We start from the raw sequence: 19345 nt of genomic DNA on the forward strand, positions 1-19345 counted from the left end.
CAGCTATAAAATTTAAAAACCACTTCTTTAGAAGTGGTTTTTTTATGTTTTAATCTTTCGAAACCTTGTTATTATAAGCTTCCATCATCTTTTTATTTGCTTCTTTCACAAAATCATCTTTCTCAATTTGTGTCATTTTCTGACCTTTTGATGGAATTTTAATCACTTCGTTTTTAGATGCTTCTTTTATATTAATTGCTCTGAAAATCGTTTCATAACTTTCGTCTTTCATTGTTGTTACAGCTTTCAATTCTAAAATTAAACCTGGTAACCCATTGAAAAATATTGGTCCTCCTTTTGGTTGTAAAGTTGGCGCAAACCAAACTTCTATCTTAGAATCTTTGTATTCGGTTATTGCTTTTTTTACTTTAATTCCCAAAATTTCTTTTGATTCTCTACTAATTGTCCAAGTGTATTTAGGCAAATTATCTATTATTAAAATATTCTTGTTCACATAATTTCCTTCAATTTTATATTGTGAAGTTTTATAATCGATGTAAATATTATCATCAATTGTACTCATCGACATAGATGATTGATTTTGACTATTATCAATTCTTACAATTTCAGAAAAAAACGACTGATTTTCATTAAAAAGTAATTGATAGTATTTTGGTGTAGAATTGTTTTTATCTAATTCTGCCTTAAAAACAGGATCTTTTTCGTCAAAAAACATTTTATCATAGGTTTCATATTCTACTTTCCACAAATTTTGAGCAAATAGAAATGGAGAAAAAATCATTAGAAAGAAGAGTAAAGCTTTTAATTTCATAGTTGATTAATTATGAACTAAATATAATAATTATTTACAATAAATAAAAGCGATTCAATTTTGAATCGCTTTTGTAATATTTAGAATTATTTCTTTTCAGAATTTTTTCCTTTGTTTTTCACATATTTCTCTAACCATTGATCTTGTTCCCACAACATGTGAAGAATATTTTCTCTAGCTGCATATCCGTGAGATTCTTTTGGTAATAAAACCAAACGAGTTGTAGCTCCCAAGCCTTTCAATGCATTGAAATAGCGCTCAGATTGCATCGGGAAAGTACCTGTATTATTATCTGCTTCACCATGAATTAACAACAATGGTGTTTTCATTTTATCTGCATTTTGGAAAGGCGCCATTGTGTTGTAAACATCTGGAGCTTCCCAATAATTACGTTGTTCTGACTGGAATCCAAACGGAGTCAATGTACGGTTATACGCACCTGAACGCGCAATACCCGCTGCAAATAAATTAGAATGCGTTAACAAATTCGCTGTCATAAATGCACCATAAGAATGTCCACCAACCGCAACTCTTTCACGATCGATATAACCTAATTTATCTACTGCATCAATCGCTGCTTTTGCATTGGCAACTAATTGAGGAACGAACGTATCATTTGGCTCCTCTTTTCCTTCTCCAATAATTGGGAAAGCCGCATCATCTAATACCGCATATCCTCTCAACGCCCAATAAATAGGACCTCCGTAAGAAGGAGAAGTAAATTTATTTTCAGAAGTTGTAACCTGACCTGCCGTAGACGCATCTTTGAATTCACGAGGATAAGCCCACATTAACATTGGTAACTTTTCCTTTTTCGTTTTATCATAATTTGGTGGCAAGTATAAAGTTCCTGATAATTCTACACCATCAGCACGTTTGTACGTAATTAACTCTTTCGAAACTTTGTTCATTGCTTCAAAAGGATTTTTTGTAAACGTCACTTGTTTTGGCTTTCCTCCTTTCTGAAAAATATTACGAACATATAAATTTGGATAATCTGTTTTCGATTGAATTTGCTCTAAAATGATTCCTTTCTTCGGATCGATAACACGAGCAATTGTTTCTAATTTATCTGATTTTTGTGCTCTCCATAAACGAGAAGTTTTTTGCGTTTTGATATCAAAATCATCAACAAAAGGTAAGATTCCATCAGCAGAAACCCCTTCTCCAACTAACATCAATTTTCCTTTGTTAATCGCTAAAACATTGTAACCATAATCATTCATTTCAGTTACAAAACTTCCAGGATTATTGTAAGCATCTTGCGAATTTCTACTAAAAAAACGTGTTGGTTCTTGAGCTGGATTTGACGGATTGAACAAATAACTACTTTCGTTACGTGTATTATACCAAGCATCTCTCACAATCGCAACCTCATCATTCCCCCAAGTCACTCCTCTATAGCGATCTTTTACTTTTACCAACAACTCTTTGTTCGCTGTAAAAGGCGCAGCAACTTGATAAAGCGCATCGCGATATTCCGCAGGCTTGTTTGCATCACCACCATCTAAAGCTTCAACCCAATATAAAGTATTTGGTTTATCTGCTCTCCAATTCAAACCTCTTTTTCCCATAATCGTCGAAGAAAAACCTTTCGGAACAACTTCTTGTAACTCTTTATGATCTACTTCTTTTATTAATTTTCCGTTGATATCATACACAATATCAGTTGAAGGAAAACTATTGTACGTTACTAAATATGAAAAAGGTTTTTTGATTTCGTTTACCAAAACATATTGTCCATCTGGAGAAGTCGAAATATCCGTGTACATCGCAGCATCTTTCCATTTCGATTTTGCACCTGTTTCGATATTAACTTTTACTAATTCAGAAATTGCTAATTGTTCGAAGTTAAACTCATCATTTTTATTTTGCAATAAGTCTTGATAGGTTCTGTTTTGCGCTTCTTTTCCATCAGCAACAGAAACTGTAGGTCCAGTCGCAATTGCGTCTTTCGTATCAATCAAAGCTTTTTTAGAAGCTGGAATTACATTCACAATTAATTCTGTATCTGAAATCCAATTGAAAGGACGACCTAAGTTTGCGTTTAATTTATCATCATAAACTTTTGTGGCAGCTTGCATTTTTACGTCAACAATCCATAGTTCTACACCTTTATTTGTTGTATTTGTAACGGCAAATTTCGATTGAGAAGTATTCCAAGATTGATTAGAAAAACGACCTTTTGCAGGTAAACCAGCAATTGTTTTTTCTTTTGAAGTTTTCAGATCAAAATAAGTAATTTTCTCACTGAATGTTTCACGCGAATTAATATTTGTCACTGGATTAATTCGTAATCCAGCTAAACGTAATTCTTTTTCTGACAATTCATTAATCGTTTTGTAACGACTTCTATAAGACAAAAATGCATTTTCTGCCTTGCGATCTGTACTAATTGAGGGTGGCATATCCGCGTCTGCCAATTGTAAAATTTCTTGCGGAGGCAATTGATAAGTAACATTTTCTTGCGCTTTTACCGACGCACCAAAAGTCATCGCTATAAAAAGCAACGAGTAAACAATTTTCTTCATGTGTTTTTAAGATTTTACTTTATAAAGATATTGAATCTTTGGTAAAATGATATGATAGAAGTTAGTTTTGACCAAAATGTATAAAAAAAGACGAAAAATATTCGTCTTTAGATTTTATCTTCTTTTACCAAATTTACCTCCTTTCGTATTTGTAGGTGGTTTACTTTTTCCTACTCTGGCTTGAGTTGTTGATTTTTTTACTGGCTTTTTAATTGATTTTCCTTTCGAATCTTTAAAATCTAGAGAAATTTCTTTTGTTTTTTTCGTTGATGATTTTTTTGATTTTGAAGCTGGTTTCTTTTCTTCGTGTTTTTCCGAATCTTTCGTCAAGCGATTGATTTCTGCTAATTCTTCTGCTGTTAAATCTCGGTGTTGACCAATTCCTACATTCAACGTTAGATTCATAATTCGAACACGTTCTAATTTTTTTACACCATATCCAAAATATTCGCACATACGACGAATCTGTCTATTCAAACCTTGGATTAATGTAATTTTGAAAACATTTGTACTTATTTTTTCGATCTTACATTTCTTCGTAACTTGGTTAAGAATCGGAACACCTTTCGACATTCTTTCGCAAAATTCATCCGTAATTGGTTTATCAACGGTTACGATATATTCTTTTTCGTGATTATTTCCTGCACGTAAAATCTTATTCACAATATCGCCATCGCTTGTCAATAAAATCAATCCTTGCGAATCTTTATCTAAACGACCAATCGGAAAAATTCTTTCTCCAAACGAAAGAAAATCGATAATATTATCTGGATCTGTAGGATCTGTTGTACACGTAACGCCCACAGGTTTATTCAGCATAATATAAACCGCATGCTCCTTTTCGCGCGGTTCTATTTCGACACCTTTTACAGTCACCACATCATTTGGTCCTACAAATTGCCCAATTTTAGCAACTCGTCCATTAATTTGTACCAAACGATTTTCGATGTATTGATCTGCTTCGCGACGCGAACAAAAACCACTATCGCTAATATATTTGTTTAAACGCAAAAAATTAGTTTCTTCCATACTTGCAAAGATAGTTTTTTATCGATTTGAAATATATTTTGACAAAATTCTTTATCATTCTGCAAAACGATGAAACTTATTTATCTTTACAAAACCAAAGATTTTGAGAAATGAAAAAAATATTTTTTTTGAAAACTTGCGATACGTGCAAACGTATTATGAAAGAGTTTGATTTTACAGGTTTTGATTTGCATGAAATAAAATCGACTGCGATAACAGCAGAAGAATTAGAAGAAATGAAGAATTTAGCTGGCAACTACGAAGCTCTATTTTCACGTCGTGCACAGAATTACAAAAAATTAGGATTGAAAGATCAACAGCTTTCTGAAGATGATATCAAAAATTATATTTTATCAGATTATACTTTCCTAAAACGTCCTGTGGTTGTAGACGGAGACAAAATTTTTATTGGGAACGAAAAGAAAAACTTAGAAGCCCTTGGGCAATATTTGAAATAGAAATCACACATGAAAAAAACAATTTTATTGAGTACACTTTTGATGAGCGCGAGTTTATTAGCTCAGAAAAAGAACGTCACAATGGAAGACGCTGTACTTGGATTATCGACGAATTTACGTATCGAAAATCTAAATCAAGTACAATGGATTCCGAATCAAAATGCGTACACGCAAAATGTAAAAACATCATACGGAGAAGCTTTAATCAAGAAAGAAGTTCCATCTCTTAAAACGGATACAATTTTTAGAAGTTCTCAATTTGAGAATAAAAGAATTCCTTCTTTGAATTGGATCAATGATGAGCAAGCTTATTTTTCTACAAAAACGGGTTACAAAACAATTACAACTGCTGGTCAACAAAATGATTGGTTGAAATTACCTGATAATGCAGAAAATGTAGAATTTGATGCAACAAATAATCAAGTTGGATATGTGGTTGATAACAATTTATTTTTTGTTGATAAAGCTGGAAAAACGCATCAAATTACCAAAGATGGAAAATATGAAATCGTGAATGGAAAATCGGTTCATCAAAATGAATTCGGGATTCACAAAGGAATTTTTATTTCGCCAAAAGGAAATTTAGTGGCGTTTTATAGAATGGATCAAACAGCGGTTACAGATTATCCAATTATCGATTGGTCGGTACAACCTGCAGTGAACAAAAACATCAAATATCCATTTGCTGGAACAAAAAATCATACCGTTACGTTAGGCGTTTATAATCCAACCACTCAAAAAACGACTTTCTTAGAAACTCATCCAGAGGTTGATCATTATTTAACTTCGGTTACGTGGTCACCAGATGAAAAACATATTTATATCGCGTTACTTTCTCGTAATCAAAAACACATGGAATTGAATCAATATGATGCTGTTTCAGGGAAATTGATTAAAACATTATTCAAAGAAGATGATGCAAAATATGTAGAACCTCAAAATGAATTACATTTTATTCCAGGAAAAAATAACGAGTTTGTTTGGTGGTCGCAACGTGATGGTTTTATGCATTTATATCGTTTCAATACAGATGGAAAATTATTAAACCAAATCACAAAAGGAGATTGGATTGTAACAGATCTTGTTGGAGAAAATGCGAAGAAAAAAGAATTTTTAATCATGACAACAAAGGATTCTCCGAAAGATCGTCATTTATATGCTGTGAATTGGGAGAATGGAAAATTGCGTAAAATAACAACAGATGGAGGAACGCACAATGTTTCGGTTTCAACGAACGGAGAATATGCAATTGATAATTGGAGCAATGATAACACGCCGCGTAAGATTGATGTGTTGGATGCGAATGGAAAATTCAAACAAAATATCTTAACTGCTCAAAATCCTTTAGCAAATTACAACACAGCGAAAGTTGAAAATGTAACATTAAAAGCAGATGATGGAACAGATTTGTATGGAAAATTGATTTATCCTACAAACTTTGATTCTTCGAAAAAATATCCAGTTATCGTTTATTTGTACAATGGTCCTCACGCGCAATTAATCACGAATCGTTTTCCTGCAACAGAAAATCTTTGGTACGATCACCTAGCGGAAAAAGGTTATGTTGTATTTACAATGGACGGACGCGGATCGGCCAATAGAGGTCTTAAATTTGAGCAAGCGATTCACGGAAATTTAGCAACAACAGAAATGAATGACCAAATGAAAGGTGTTGATTTCTTGAAAACTTTACCTTTCGTAGATGCGGAACGTATGGGAATCCATGGTTGGTCTTATGGTGGATTTATGACAACATCATTCATGTTGCGTAAACCTGACGTTTTCAAAGTTGGAGTTGCTGGTGGACCAGTTTTAGATTGGACACAGTACGAAATTATGTACACAGAGCGTTACATGGAATCGCCACAAGATAATCCTGAAGGTTTCAAAAACACAAATTTAATTAATCGTGTAAAAGACTTAAAAGGTAAATTATTGATGATTCACGGAGCGCAAGATAATGTGGTTGTTTGGCAACATTCAATTGATTTTATTCGCGAAGCAGTGAAAAATGGTGTTCAAATGGATTACTTTGTTTATCCTGGACATGAGCATAATGTTCGTGGAAAAGACCGCGTTCATTTGATGCAAAAAATTACAGATTACTTCGATTTATATCTTAAACCAGAAGTTCCATCTCAAAAATAATAGTCAACAAAAAACCACTTCTTGCGAAGTGGTTTTTTGTTATTTTTATGTTGAAAAATATCAATTTTTTTATTTAGAAATGTAGTGTTATTACTTCAATAAATATTATACTCAGTTTTTAATAGAAAGATACAAAATATCATAAATTGGCAATAATGATATTAATATAAAAACTAATTTATTTATTCTACTTTCTTTATTAAGGATAATTAATATAACATTCCAAATTGCTAAAAATATATTTATATAAAGAAAAATATAAGTACTAAAAATTCCTAATCTATAAATCCAATTATAATCAGATATTCTATAGATCTCAACAATTTTTGGTAGAAAAAATACCAAAAAGAATAATGCTATAATAAATAAAATATTTGTTTTATAGTTTTTCAAATTGAAAATTTAATAAATTCAAAACCCAAAAAATAATATTATCAACAAGTTTCTGATGCGATGCTGAAACGAGTTCAGCATGACTACTTAGAACTTAGAACAAATTTACTTCTTTGTAAACTCGAATTTTTGTCCAGCTTCTTCTACAGAAAATGTCTTTTTATCTTTTGCAAAAGTCAATTCCAAACCACCTTGTTCATTCACAAATTTACCATCACCTTGATAATCTAACGGAATAGTTTGTCCTCCAAAAACTAAATTCAATTTATCGTTTTCAGCTTTCAACACAAATTCTGCATTGATTTGTTTGTTCGTAAATGTACCTTCATATTCTTTTGGATTAATCTTTTCAACAGGTTTTGCATCACCCATATTATATGTATTATTCTTTAAATCAATATCTGGTAAAGCTCCATTTGGATCCAATTTAATCGTCGAAACTTCTTTTGTTGAAGGCACTTTGAATGTCCATTCTGTATTACGCTTCCAAACTTCAATCGGTAATTTAACTTCTTGCGAAGTCCCATCTTTAAAGTTCACTTGAACAGTAGTTGGCATTGGTAATTGTCCAAAATTTTCCACTTTCAAAATCAAGCCTTTTTTGTAATCTCCATCTACATATTTTGCACTGTTAATTCCTTGATCAATTGTCCATTTATTCAAAAACCAACCTCTCCAAAACCACGATAATTCTTCTCCTGAAACATTTTCCATCGTGCGGAAAAAATCTTCTGGCGTTGGATGTTTATATGCCCAATATTTGATGTATTGGCGCAATGCTTTATCGAATTTTTCTTCACCCAAAATTGTTTCACGCAAAACTTTCATTCCAGCACCTGGCTTATAATACAACAATGCACCGATATTTCTTTCGCGCATATTATCTGGTTGAGTCGTTACAGGCTCAAGATTATCGCTGAATAAATAACCCGCCATTCGTTGTGCAGATTGCTTTTTGTAATATTCGCCATTGTTGAAATTCTTCGTCGAAATATCATTGATAAACGTATTAAAACCTTCGTCCATCCAACCATGAACACGCTCATTAGAACCAACAATCATCGGGAACCAAATATGTCCAAATTCGTGATCTGTAACACCCCAAAGTCCTTCACCTTTCGAAGTCATATGACAAAAAACAATCCCGGGATATTCCATTCCACCCTCATTTCCTGCCACATTTGTCGCCGCTGGATAAGGATACTCTAACCATTGTTTCGAGTAATGCTCAATAGAAGCTTTTATATATTCTGTCGATCTTCCCCAAGCATCATTTCCGTCACTTTCTACTGGATAAGCCGAAATTGCCAACGATTTTTGACCACTTGGAAGATTAATTTTTGCTGCATCTAAGATGAACGAAGATGATGAAGCCCAAGCAAAATCACGTGTATTCTGAATTTTAAATTTCCACGTTTTTGTTCCTTTTGCAACTTTTGTCGCTTTGTTTACCTCATCAGCAGAACGAATAATAACGGTTTTATCACTCGCTTTTGCTTTGTTCCAACGATTCACTTCTTCTTTCGAGTAGACTTCGTTTTCATTCAATAATTCTCCTGAACCAACCACATAATGCGTTGATGGAACTGTAATATTTGCTGTTACATCTCCATATTCTAAATAAAATTCGCCTGGTCCTAAGTATGGTAACGTATTCCATCCCATAATGTCATCATAAACCGCCATGCGAGGAAACCATTGCGCCATCGTAAAAATCTTTCCATTTTTAGTTGGTTCTACACCCATTCTATCGGCTCCATAATCTGGTGAAACAAATGAATATTCGATTTTTATTTTTGTTTTTCCTCCACGAGCTTTCAAATGATTAATCAAATCAATTTGCATGCGTGTATCCGAAACACTGTATTTCGCTTCTTTTCCGTCTATTTGAACAGATTTAATTTTATAACCTCCTTCAAATTCAGAAGTTGAATCGCCATAACGGCTTCCAGAAATCGGTAATAAAGCGCTTCCACGAGACTCTTTTTTGAATAAATTTTGATCCAATTGTAACCACAAAAAGTCTAAATCATCAAAACTATTGTTGGTATATGTAATTTCAGATGTTCCCGAAATTTCATTTTTTTCTTCATTCAAACTAACATTCAGATTATAATCTGCACGATTTTGCCAATAATTATGACCTGGTTTTCCACTCGCCGAACGAGTTTCTGTTGCATTATTCTGATAAAAAAATGGTTTGAAAGCTTCTTGATAATCGTATTTTGGTTTTTCTTGTTGACCAAAAACCGAAATCGAGAATAAACTTATTCCTAAAAGTAAGGGTTTGAAATAATTTTTCTTCATGTGTGAAATTTTACAGTAATTATAAAATTACCTCATATTTTTCAATATGAGGTAATTTCAACTTTATAATTATTTTAAAATTTTTAGTTTGAAGCTTTTTAAATTCTTATGGTGTTAATTTTTAGGTTGATTATAAGGTAAAGCAAGTAATAAATTTCAGTTTTTTCATTCTAATATTTTGATTAGATGAAATTAACATATTTGTACGCAATAAAAAAACTCATCCAAAAAAGATGAGTTTTCTATATTTTATTAATTTTTCTGAAAATTATTTCTTGTTTGCATAAAGAACTGGATTCAAATCCTCGTCATTATACATTTTCATTTGTTTATACACTTTCATGTATTTTTTACCTGCTTCAAAATCAGCCAACAATTCTTCAATCGCTGTTGATAAATCTTGATGTTGTTGATTCAAAACATCTAATTTCACTTGACAAGCTGCTTTATGCTCCGGTGTTGCATCCTCACGTTCTACCTCTTGTTTCATGTGATAAACCTTAAGCGATAAAATAGAAAAACGGTCTACAGCCCACGCAGGAGATTCTGTATTGTAAGTTGCATCTGCTTTTACTTCTACATTCGCATATTGTTGTAAAAACCAGCTATCCACATATTCTACCATATCTGTACGTTCTTGGTTTGATTTATCAATCCAACGTTTTAAGCTTAATGCTTCTACTGGATCAATTTGTGGATCACGAATAATATCTTCTAAATGCCATTGAACTGTATCAATCCAATTTTTTTTGTACAATAAATGAGCGATTAAATCTTCTTCGCTATATGGATTTTCGATTTGACGATTTACATCATCATATTTGTGATAATCATTGATACTTTGATTAAAAATAGACCAAGCTTTATCTGTGAATTTCATGTTTTGTTTTAGTTTATAAAATAAAAGCATTGTAATTGTATACGCAACTACAATGCTCTATTATCTAATTAAAAATATATTTTAATTTTCTTTTTTGTCAGAAGTACTTTCAGTAGCTTCTGATTTGTTATCATCTTTTGTTGCTTTCTTGAATTCGTTTAATCCAGAACCTAATCCTTTCATTAATTCAGGAATTTTCTTTCCTCCGAATAATAATAACACAACAAGTACGATTACGATCCATTCTTTACCTCCTAATCCCATACTGAATTGATTTTAATGCAAATATATAATTAATTTATTACATTCCCGCTACCCAAGAAGCAGGATTTTGTTTTGTTGTTCCGCTCCAAACTTGGAAATTCATGATTGTTTCTCCATCTCCACTTGTATAGATAATTCCTAAAGACTGACCACGTTTTACATCATCACCTTTCGAAACACTTACACTTGACAAGTTTGTATAAACTGAATAATATGAACCATGTCTTACCAATACAGATTTACCATTTCCAGATACACTCATTACAGCTTGAACAGTTCCTTCGTAAACGGCACGTGCATGTGCACCACGATAAGTTGAAATATCAACACCACTATTTTGTGTTGTAATATTAGATAAAACTGGGTGAGAATTAGAACCAAATCTACTTACAACCGTTCCTTTATCAACAGGCCAAGGTAAACGACCTCTGTTTGATGAGAACTCTCCCGAAATACCTTCAGAATCTGGACGTTCTGCAAAAGTTTCAGCTGGTTTTACCGCATCTACTTTTACGACACGTTCTTTTTCTGGTACTTTTACAACAACTTTCTGTTCAGCTTCTATTTTCGCTTTACGCTCAGCTTCTGCTTTTGCCGCAGCAATTTTACGTGCATCTTCCTCTTTTTGAGCTTTAAGACGCGCATCTTCTTCCGCTTTACGTTGGGCAATAATTCGTTGACGTTCAGCTTCAGCTTCACGTTCTAATTGCTCAAATTTAGAAATCTCAGTTTTCGCTGTAGAAACGAAACTTCCAGTTGGATGATGAGTTAAATAAGATTGATACGCTTGTTTTGTATGCGCAGAACGTGCAATATTCCATGCTTTGGCATCATTCTCAATTCTTAAAATAGCTGTACGAGCAGATTTCGCGTAATCACCTTTCGGATTATCTCTTAAATATTCGTTATAAGAGGCAATAGAGTTTCCTCGTTTTGCTTCGTTCCAATCTTTTAAATCTTTTTCTGCACGAATTTTCGCTTGTCGAATCTCTTCTTCAATAATTGCTTTAATCTGTGCATCAATTTGGCGTTGTTGTGCTTCTTTTGCATTAATTTCAGCAGCAATAACACCTTCGTTTTTACGGAATTCTTCGACCGCTTTCTCTTTTGTTAATCGTTCTTTTTCAAGATTTTGACTAAACAAAGTTTGCTGAGAAAGTACTTTTTCTTTTTCGTCTTTCGCTTTTTCTTTTTTTGCTTTTTTCGTCTGAATATCAGTTTGTTTACCGATAATTTCATTTGCTTGTCCTAATTGAAAAGCCGAATATTTTTCTAAATATTTGATACGACGATATGCTTCTCCCAAACTTTTAGAAGAAAGCACAAAAAGTAATTTATTTTCAACAGATTTGTTCTTATATGCTCGAACCAAAACCTGTTTGTAGTCTTTTTTTAGCTCAACCAACTCGCGCGAAAGTTTATTAATCTCTAATTGAGTTAAATAAATTTCGTCCTCGATAAAGCGTTTTTCTTTCGATAAGTTGTTAACTAATTTTGTTTGTACCTGAATTTTTTTCGTCAAATTCTGCACAAAATCAACATTTAACTTCGAATTTTGCTTATTAAACTCGAGTTGTTTGTTTAAGTTTATAATCTCTTTTTTAAGCTGAGCATTCTGTTTTTGTAAGTTCGCTTTATTGTACGGAACCTGCGCAAACACTGATAATGACAACGTTAAAAGTACAGTTGATAAAACAAACTTCATTATTTTATTTCTTTTTTCTTATACCCATCTGGAATTGAGAACGGTGTGTTCGTTTCCTGAAACGTAAAACTATTATATTCCAAGTCTATTTGACGCGTTTTTTTCTCTTTTATAATAATTTTAACATTTTTCGGAAATTCCTCTGCTTCAGCTTTTACCCAATTGTCGTAAGCCAAATCAACTTCCATTTTTCGTTTTGGATCTTTCAGATGTGCTTCTTTCAATCGGAAACCGTTATCAAAAACATATGTTTGTATGTATTCGCCTTCTTTTGCAGAAGTTGCAATCGCTTGATTTTTATTATATGTAATTGTATATTGATTATTCGCAAAAGTCGCTGTATAATCTGTTGGATTTAAATCAACGAAAACTTTTCCTAACATCAAATTTTGTAATTTTTGATAATCGATAAAATCAACTTTCAATAATTTATTTGCAATAGAAAAATCTCCTTCATAATATGTTTTACCTAATTTTTCATAAGCAGCGAAACCTTCAGGTGTAATTAATGCACTGGCACCAACATATCCTAATTTTGACAAATTAACTGATATCTTTTGTCCATTTTTTATTGAAATAGTTGCATTAACATTTCCTAAATCTGTAGAAGCTTTACCTCTAACAATAACATCTTTGAATGATGATTTTTTTAACAAGGTTTGCTGAATAATTTTTGAAGAAGCCGAAACAACTTCTGTATTATCTTTATCTACTTTTGCTGCTTTCTGAGTGTTACAAGCTGTTGCAAGAACCCCTAAACAAAAGATATACGTTAATTTTTTGATCATAATTTTTATGCTTTGTGTGATTTGAAATCCAATTCTGAATAATCTCCTAAACTGATACTTCGCGAAACATCATAATATTTGGCATTATTTCCGATCATAGTATCTGTAAGATTTGCATTACTGATGATTGAATTTTCTTGAATCAAACTGTTATCAATATTCGAGTTTTCAACAACCGTTCCATTTCCTAATGAAACAAAAGGTCCGATTTTCGAATTTTTAATCACGACATTTTCTCCAATAAAACATGGTTCAATAATTAATGAATTGTCAATTTTTGCAGAAGAATGAATCGTTTTGAAATCTTCTTTATCCAGATTCAACACACGTGTATTGGTATCAACTGTAACTGCTTTGTTACCACAATCCATCCATTCGTCCACTTTTCCAAGCGTAAATTTATCACCCGCAGCACGCATATTTTCTAATGCATCTGTCAATTGATATTCTCCACCTTTTTGAATATCATTTTCCAATAAATATTCAATTTCTTTATATAGCTTTTGCCCATCACGGAAAAAGTAAATCCCAATAATTGCCAAATCAGAAACAAATTCTTTTGGTTTTTCAACGAAATCTGTAATAACATTATTATCATCCAATTTCACTACACCAAAAGCCGAAGGATTATCAACTTGTTTTACCCAAACAACGCCATCCGACTCCATATCTAATTTGAAATCTGCACGGAATAATGTGTCTGCATACGCCACAACTGTTGGTCCATCCAAAGCTTCTTTTGCCATCCAAATAGAATGTGCTGTTCCAAGCGGCTCCAATTGATGACAAATTGTTCCTTTTGCTCCTAATTTTTCTGCAATTGCAATTAAATCAGCTTCAACCTCAGCTCCAAAATCACCAATCACAAAAGCAATTTCGTCAATTTTTTCTGAACAAACTTTTGCAATATCTTCTACCAAACGATGGACGATTGGTTTTCCAGCAATTGGAATTAATGGTTTTGGTGTTGTTAATGTATGAGGGCGTAAACGTGAACCACGTCCTGCCATTGGGATAATAATTTTCATTTTATTTCTAAAAATATTTTTTGTTAGATTGATATTTTATTATTGGATTAATTCTTTTTTAGATTCTTCGACAGGCTCAGAATAACAAAAAATATTATTTATTGTTTTCCTGTACTTCCGAAACCTCCAGCTCCGCGTTCAGTTTCATTTAAAGCGTTTGATTCTTCCCACTCAACCGTTTCATGTTTTGCGATTACTAATTGTGCAATTCGCTCACCATCGTTGATTGTAACTGCTTCGTTTGAAACATTCGCTAAAATAACACCAATTTCTCCACGATAATCTGCGTCGATTGTACCAGGAGAATTCAAACAAGTTAAACCATATTTTAATGCCATTCCACTACGAGGACGAACTTGTGCTTCGTAACCTGCTGGTAGTTCAATGCTCAATCCTGTTGGAATTAATCTTCTTTCCAAAGGTTTTAATTCGATTGGTGCATCAATGTTAGCTGTTAAGTCCATTCCAGCAGATAAAGCTGTTTTATATTCTGGTAAAGCGTGTTTCGAGATGTTGATAACTTTTACTTTCATCTTTATTTTCTTAGTTTTTTAAGTGTGTTTTTTTCCGCAAACGCAATAAACGCAATGTACACGATTAGAATCAGATTACCAATAATCAAATTAGAATCGAGCATATAGTAGTTTGTACATGCTAGAGCAATTGCAATTCCCATGTAAAGTAGAATTTTATTCAGCTTATATGGAATTGGATAAACTTTCTGCCCCCAAATGTACGAAATCACCATCATTACACCATACGCTAATAAAGTTGTCCAAGCAGAAACCATAAAACCATATTTTGGCAATAAAAAAACATTCAAAATAATAGTGATTGCACCACCAACCAATGAAATTATAGTTCCGATACTTGTTCTATCTGTAACTTTGTACCAAGTTGAAAGGTTGTAATAAATTCCGAAAAATAAATTCGCAATTAAAATAATTGGTACAATATCTAAAGCATTCCAATACGTTGAATTTGGAACAAATATTTTCTTAATCCAATCTATATTTGCTAAAATTCCAAGAATCACAATATTACAAATGATACTGAAAAAGAACAGAATATTCGCATACGTCTGTTTTGCATCTCCTTTTTTAGCAACTTTAAAGAAAAATGGTTCTATTCCCATTCGATAAGCTGTAACGAAAAGCGTCATCAATGTTGCTAATTTGTAACAAGCACCATAAGAACCCGCTGCTGCTGGATCTATTAATTGTCGTTGAACTAATTTATCGAAATTTTCATTCAAAATATAACCCAAACCAGCAATCATAATCGGATATCCGTACAAAAACATTTGCTTGAAAAGAGGTTGATCAAATTTGAATTGAACATGACGCACAACGCCTATTAATAATACAAAACCTAAAATACTCGCTAATAAATTCGCAATAAATGGATAGGAAATTGCATTATCAAAACCAAGACTTAGCATAAAATCTTTGGAAACATAATACAACAAACCAATTGTCAAAACTGCTTGAAAAACATTCTGAATTACGCGAATTGCTGTATATAATATTGGTCGATTTTTAAAACGAAGAACCGCAAAAGGAATCACACAAATTGCATCAAAAAACGCAATCCACGCAAACCACAACAAGTATTCGGGATGATCGCTATAATTTGCAAAATCAGCCAAAGGCTGTAAAAAAAGAAAAACCAAAACGAGCATCGCAGTAGAACTCATCACCATAAACCAAAAAGCTGTATTCAACACTTTTTGATACATTCCTTCTTCGGTTGCGTAACGAAAAAAGGCTGTTTCGAAACCAAATGTTAAAATGACATTCAGGAAAGAAACCGCAGAATATAATTGAGAAAACATTGCAAAATCTGAATTATCAACTTGCTTGATAATAAAAAAATTCAATGCTAAAATAATTACCCTCGGCAATATAGAGCCAATACCGTAGATAATGGTCTCACTAAAAAGCTTTTTATACAAAGTCGTTAAAATTTTTACAAAATTGAGTTTCTTTTCGTAAAATTCAAAATACCTAAGCTACAAATTAATTAACTTTGTCTGTTCAATACATATATTATGATAGAGTTATCTAATCGTAAAGTTGGATTAATAGGGAACGGAAGCTGGGCAACTGCGATTGCAAAAATGCTGAATAAAAACCTTGAAACTTTCAACTGGTGGGTAAAAGATGAATACGTAAAAGGATATTTGGAGCGAAATAGACACAATCCAAATTATTTAACTGATGTCGAATTTAAGTCAGAAAAGCTTAAAATTTCAACGGATATCAACGAAGTTGTCATGAATTCGGATATAATCTTTTTGGTTGTGCCATCTATTTACGTTGCCGATTGTTTGAGTAAATTAACTGTTCCGTTGACAGATAAATTTGTAGTAACATCAATCAAAGGAATTATTCCAGATCATTATCAATTGGTTGGACAATATTTGTTTGATAAATTCGATGTAAAAGAAGAACAATTAGGAATTGTAAGTGGTCCTTGTCACGCTGAGGAAGTTGCTTTGGAGCGTCTTTCTTATTTAACAATTGCGGCGCAAGACGAAAACAAAGCACAAGTTGTTGCGGATTGTTTAGCATGTGATTTTATCAAAACGAAACTTTCAAACGATATTTACGGAACTGAATTTGGCGCGGTATTGAAAAATATTTACGCGATTGCAGCAGGTATAGCGCATGGTTTGGGTTATGGAGATAATTTCCAAGCAGTTTTGATGAGTAATGCGATTCGAGAAATGAATCATATTTTAAAAACTGCAAGTCCAATGAAGCGTAAAATTAACGATTCGGCTTATTTAGGCGATTTGTTAGTAACAGGATATTCGTTCTTTTCACGAAATCGAATGTTCGGAAATATGATTGGAAAAGGTTACACCGTAAAATCTGCTATTTTGGAGATGAATATGGTTGCCGAAGGTTACTATGCGACAAAAGGTGTGGCAATTATGAATGAGCAATACCAAATAAAAGCGCCAATTATCAACGCTGTTCATAAGATTTTATACGAAGATAAAAACGCAAAAAAAACTTTCGAAAAGTTGTCTAAAAAATTAAATTAAGATGATTAAACAAGATTTTATTTCAAAATATATTCAAGAATTAAACAAAACATTGGCTCGAATCATTTCGTTAGAAGTTGGAAATGCAGATGAAGGTTTTTTGATTATTTTCAATCAAATGTTACAATCGTATTACAAAATTGATGATAATAATTTGTCGACTTTATTGGAAGCAAACGAAGAACGCGATCAATTTTTGTTGGCAGATGAATTGAAAAAGAAAAATATTTTGACGTTTATGAAAGCGATTCGTATTTATCTCAATCGAGAAGATTTTACAAAAGCAAAAGCATCTTACGAAGTCTTGAAACGCATTGAAAGCATCAATTCTGGAATTTTTCAATTTCCGACAGAAGAAGATCATTTGATTGTACAAGAACGAAAAGTTGTAGAAGAAAAAATGAGTAATTTGTAATAAAATCAAACTTTATAAAATTTCAAAAAAGCTGTTAGAAAACTAACAGCTTTTTTTTGTATCTTAACACAACCTAAATCAACCTACTATGGATAACATTCTTTCATTACTATCATCATTATTTTGTTTTTTTCTCCATTTGCACTACTTCTTGGAATAACTTTTTGGGCATGTAAATCACGCGAAAAGAAACAAAATGCTTTGTTAACACAAGTTCCTCCAAATGTAGAATTTAAAGCAGTTTTGCGTTATAACTTTGGAAATCTACAATCAAAATTCTTAAAAATGAAAGCGTTTCAAGGAAGTGGTGTTTTATATGTTTTGGACGACAAAACACATTATATCACCACAAATAATCCGAATGATAATTTTATTTTCGATCTGAAAACTTCACAAATCAATTGGATTGGTGTTAATCTTACAAATGGTTTGTTGGAATGGTTTCAATTGAAAAATGGAGAAAAAGATTATTATTTCAATTTCGAAACTGGCATGTTTATTTTTAATATAAATTCTAAAAAAAATGAACACAACACAAGTTTTTAATTACTTAAAAGAATCGCAGAAAAAATATCAATAATCTAAAACCACTTCACAACGAAGTGGTTTTTCTATTTAATCAGAAAATCATCAACTCAAAACTTAATGATTTATTTTCCAATTTGTCCGTATCTTTGCGCAAACACAACAAAACAATGCAAATTTTAGACGGTATTAAACTGGCAAAAGAGATCAAACAAGAGATCAAGGAGCTGGTGCAGAATTACAAAGACCAAGGAGTTCGTGTACCACATTTGGGTGCAATTTTAGTAGGAAGTAATGGTGCTTCTCAGACCTATGTTGACAATAAAATCAAGGATTGTCATTTTGTAGGTTTCGAGTCATCAGAATTACGTTTGCCTGATACAATTTCTCAAGAAGATTTGATTGCAGAAATTGAAAAATGGAACAATGATGATACATTGGACGGGTTTATCGTGCAATTGCCATTACCAAAACACATCGATCAAGAAGCGGTTATCAATGCAATTGATCCTAAGAAAGATGTAGATGGTTTTCATCCGATGAATTTTGGTAAAATGGCGTTAGAAATGGAAACATTTTTACCTGCTACACCTTACGGAATTATGGAAATGTTAGAGCGTTACAACATTGATACAGCTGGTAAACATACAGTTGTGATTGGTCGTTCTCGCATCGTTGGTCGCCCAATGAGTATTTTGATGAGTAAAAACGGAAATCCCGGAAACAGTACAGTAACATTAACTCATTCGAAAACTCAAAATTTAGAACAATTTACAAAAGAAGCTGATATTGTGATCACTGCATTAGGTGTTCCTGGTTTCTTAAAAGCTGATATGGTAAAAGTTGGAGCGGTTATCGTTGACGTAGGAATTACACGCGTTGATGACGAAACTAATCCACGAGGATTTAGATTAGCTGGTGATGTAGATTTTGATAATGTAAAAGAAAAAGCATCGTGGATAACGCCAGTTCCAGGAGGAGTTGGACCAATGACACGCGCTATGTTATTAAAAAACACATTGTTGGCATACAACAACAAAAAATAAAATT

General features: G+C 32.6%; 17 protein-coding genes. 6 read left to right on the plus strand and 11 right to left on the minus strand.

Annotated elements, in window-relative coordinates; all coding sequences use genetic code 11:
* Window positions 1–49: 49 nt before the first annotated feature.
* From B4E95_RS06555 to rluF, 3 genes are all read right to left on the minus strand, one after another.
* Window positions 50–772, minus strand: a complete 723-nt coding sequence (locus tag B4E95_RS06555; RefSeq protein ID WP_114998385.1) for a GLPGLI family protein — start codon at window positions 770–772, stop codon at window positions 50–52.
* An 86-nt stretch (window positions 773–858) separates the two neighbouring features.
* A complete protein-coding gene (locus B4E95_RS06560) occupies window positions 859–3303 on the minus strand; it encodes an alpha/beta hydrolase family protein (RefSeq protein WP_291064336.1) in 2445 nt (814 codons plus the stop codon).
* A gap of 114 nt (window positions 3304–3417) precedes the next feature.
* Window positions 3418–4332 (minus strand): 23S rRNA pseudouridine(2604) synthase RluF, encoded by a 915-nt coding sequence (gene rluF / locus B4E95_RS06565; RefSeq protein WP_291064337.1) that lies wholly within the window; start codon window positions 4330–4332, stop codon window positions 3418–3420.
* A gap of 110 nt (window positions 4333–4442) precedes the next feature.
* Between rluF and B4E95_RS06570 the strand changes: the two genes are divergently transcribed.
* Window positions 4443–4790 carry an arsenate reductase family protein gene (locus B4E95_RS06570; protein WP_038334703.1) on the plus strand — a complete coding sequence of 116 codons (348 nt, stop codon included), beginning with the start codon at window positions 4443–4445 and terminating at the stop codon, window positions 4788–4790.
* Window positions 4791–4799: 9 nt separating this feature from the next.
* The gene (locus tag B4E95_RS06575; protein WP_291090774.1) at window positions 4800–6938 is read left to right on the plus strand and encodes a S9 family peptidase; all 2139 of its coding nucleotides are present in this window, start codon (window positions 4800–4802) and stop codon (window positions 6936–6938) included.
* 498 nt (window positions 6939–7436) lie between these two features.
* Here B4E95_RS06575 and B4E95_RS06580 read toward each other — a convergent pair whose 3' ends face one another.
* From B4E95_RS06580 to B4E95_RS06615, 8 genes are all read right to left on the minus strand, one after another.
* A complete protein-coding gene (locus B4E95_RS06580) occupies window positions 7437–9638 on the minus strand; it encodes a M1 family metallopeptidase (RefSeq protein ID WP_291064339.1) in 2202 nt (733 codons plus the stop codon).
* A 268-nt stretch (window positions 9639–9906) separates the two neighbouring features.
* Window positions 9907–10518, minus strand: a complete 612-nt coding sequence (locus tag B4E95_RS06585) for a DUF4254 domain-containing protein (RefSeq protein ID WP_114998393.1) — start codon at window positions 10516–10518, stop codon at window positions 9907–9909.
* A gap of 81 nt (window positions 10519–10599) precedes the next feature.
* The gene (gene tatA, locus B4E95_RS06590) at window positions 10600–10782 is read right to left on the minus strand and encodes a twin-arginine translocase TatA/TatE family subunit (protein ID WP_038336575.1); all 183 of its coding nucleotides are present in this window, start codon (window positions 10780–10782) and stop codon (window positions 10600–10602) included.
* 37 nt (window positions 10783–10819) lie between these two features.
* Window positions 10820–12487, minus strand: a complete 1668-nt coding sequence (locus tag B4E95_RS06595; RefSeq protein ID WP_291090776.1) for a murein hydrolase activator EnvC family protein — start codon at window positions 12485–12487, stop codon at window positions 10820–10822.
* Window positions 12487–13275 carry a DUF4292 domain-containing protein gene (locus B4E95_RS06600; protein WP_291064343.1) on the minus strand — a complete coding sequence of 263 codons (789 nt, stop codon included), beginning with the start codon at window positions 13273–13275 and terminating at the stop codon, window positions 12487–12489. Before B4E95_RS06600 ends, B4E95_RS06595 begins: the two co-directional genes overlap by 1 nt.
* Window positions 13276–13280: 5 nt before the next feature.
* Entirely contained in the window at window positions 13281–14303 is a 1023-nt protein-coding gene (locus B4E95_RS06605) for a sugar nucleotidyltransferase (RefSeq protein WP_291064344.1), read from the minus strand.
* Between the two features lie 98 nt (window positions 14304–14401).
* On the minus strand, window positions 14402–14836 hold the full coding sequence (gene dut / locus B4E95_RS06610; protein ID WP_038336568.1) for a dUTP diphosphatase: 435 nt from the start codon (window positions 14834–14836) through the stop codon (window positions 14402–14404).
* A 2-nt stretch (window positions 14837–14838) separates the two neighbouring features.
* A complete protein-coding gene (locus B4E95_RS06615) occupies window positions 14839–16257 on the minus strand; it encodes a lipopolysaccharide biosynthesis protein (protein ID WP_291090778.1) in 1419 nt (472 codons plus the stop codon).
* 96 nt (window positions 16258–16353) lie between these two features.
* Between B4E95_RS06615 and B4E95_RS06620 the strand changes: the two genes are divergently transcribed.
* The 4 genes from B4E95_RS06620 to B4E95_RS06635 all read left to right on the plus strand — a co-directional run bounded on the left by B4E95_RS06620 (window position 16354) and on the right by B4E95_RS06635 (window position 19341).
* Entirely contained in the window at window positions 16354–17355 is a 1002-nt protein-coding gene (locus B4E95_RS06620) for an NAD(P)H-dependent glycerol-3-phosphate dehydrogenase (RefSeq protein WP_291064347.1), read from the plus strand.
* A gap of 1 nt (window position 17356) precedes the next feature.
* On the plus strand, window positions 17357–17770 hold the full coding sequence (locus B4E95_RS06625) for a hypothetical protein (protein WP_038336563.1): 414 nt from the start codon (window positions 17357–17359) through the stop codon (window positions 17768–17770).
* A 201-nt stretch (window positions 17771–17971) separates the two neighbouring features.
* A complete protein-coding gene (locus B4E95_RS06630; protein WP_291090781.1) occupies window positions 17972–18316 on the plus strand; it encodes a hypothetical protein in 345 nt (114 codons plus the stop codon).
* Window positions 18317–18465: 149 nt separating this feature from the next.
* Window positions 18466–19341, plus strand: a complete 876-nt coding sequence (locus B4E95_RS06635; RefSeq protein WP_125349219.1) for a bifunctional 5,10-methylenetetrahydrofolate dehydrogenase/5,10-methenyltetrahydrofolate cyclohydrolase — start codon at window positions 18466–18468, stop codon at window positions 19339–19341.
* The last annotated feature ends 4 nt before the right edge of the window (window positions 19342–19345 follow it).

The sequence above is a fragment of the Empedobacter sp. UBA7494 genome (genome assembly GCF_002478465.1).
GTDB classification, from domain to species: Bacteria; Bacteroidota; Bacteroidia; order Flavobacteriales; family Weeksellaceae; genus Empedobacter; species Empedobacter falsenii_B.